The organism is Haladaptatus sp. W1, assembly GCF_001723155.1.
Taxonomy (GTDB): Archaea; Halobacteriota; Halobacteria; order Halobacteriales; family Haladaptataceae; genus Haladaptatus; species Haladaptatus paucihalophilus.
In genome coordinates, this window is the sequence record NZ_MEIH01000100.1 from 1 (window position 1) to 1,128 (window position 1,128).

Sequence of the window (1,128 nt, forward strand, 5' to 3'; positions counted from 1 at the left end):
TCGCTTCACTACCATCTGGACGAACTCGTGGACGTCGGATTGGTGGCGAACCGGAAACGAAAGGAGCGCGGTGCTGACGGTCTGTACTCGTACTACGTCGCCACCTCGCTCGGAAAAGCAGTGATGAAACACGGTATCGGCGAACTCATCCGCGAGGAACACGACATCCTGACGCGCTACAGCTAATCTTTTCTACCTCACCCCAAAACTCCTCGTCCATGGCAATGCAACCGCACCTACTCGTTGACGAGGGCGACCTGAACGACATCGCGCTGATTCCCGGCGACCCGGGCGCGTGGACCGAATCGCGGCGCAGTGTGACTCCTCGGAGGTCGTCTCCGAGAACCGCGAGTACAAGGTCGTCAACGCGGAGTACGAGGGGACGCCGCTGACCATCTGTTCGACCGGAATCGGCTGTCGTCGGCGACCATCGCCATCGAGGAGATGCACGCCGTCGGCGTCGAAACCGTCATCCGCGTCGGGACGACGGGTGCGCTCCAGACGGACATCGAAATCGGCGATATGGTCGTCGCCACGGGCGCGGCGAAAGACGAGGGACGACCCGTCGCTACGAGGAGGACACCTACCCGGCGGTGCCGGACTATCACGTCCTCTCGGCGCTGGTCGATTCCGCGGAATCGAACGACGAGGACGTTCACGTCGGCCCGATCGCGTCCGACGACGCGTTCTACGCGGAAACCGACGAGTACGTCCCACTTGCGTCCCGAACGCGCCATAGCTCTCGGGGTAAATGTAGGCAATAACGGCGTTCACGAGCAGCAGACCGAAGTGCATGAGCTGGCGACCAACGGCGACAAAGATAATCGCCTTGAGTGCCTTCCAAACCAGGATGACACTATCCACGTCGGCTTTCTTTGAAAATGGCTGTGAGGCAAAGCCAGCCATCACCACGACCACGAGCAACTGTGGAAAAATACCCAACAGGTGGTCAAACGCCTGGAGGTACTGCGGATCGGTATAGGGGCTATCGAAGACCAAGAACGTGTACACGCCACCGGACATCAACAGTCCAACAAAGCCCATGAGCTTCGTCATGAGCCAGGTGAACAGATCCGCGATCCACCCGGTGAATCCGGCGGCAAGAACGAATGATGTCATCTCTAGTGG

The 1,128-nt window shown here is 59.6% G+C and carries 1 protein-coding gene and 2 pseudogenes; all 3 read left to right on the top strand.

What is annotated here, in order from left to right; translation table 11 throughout:
• Positions 1-186, top strand: a pseudogene (locus BG842_RS05750) (ArsR family transcriptional regulator); the annotation flags it as partial.
• Between the two features lie 32 nt (positions 187-218).
• The gene (locus tag BG842_RS32980) at positions 219-392 is read left to right on the top strand and encodes a hypothetical protein (protein WP_394327460.1); all 174 of its coding nucleotides are present in this window, start codon (positions 219-221) and stop codon (positions 390-392) included.
• A gap of 52 nt (positions 393-444) precedes the next feature.
• Positions 445-764 (top strand): annotated as a pseudogene (locus BG842_RS32985) (hypothetical protein).
• Positions 765-1,128: the final 364 nt, after the last annotated feature.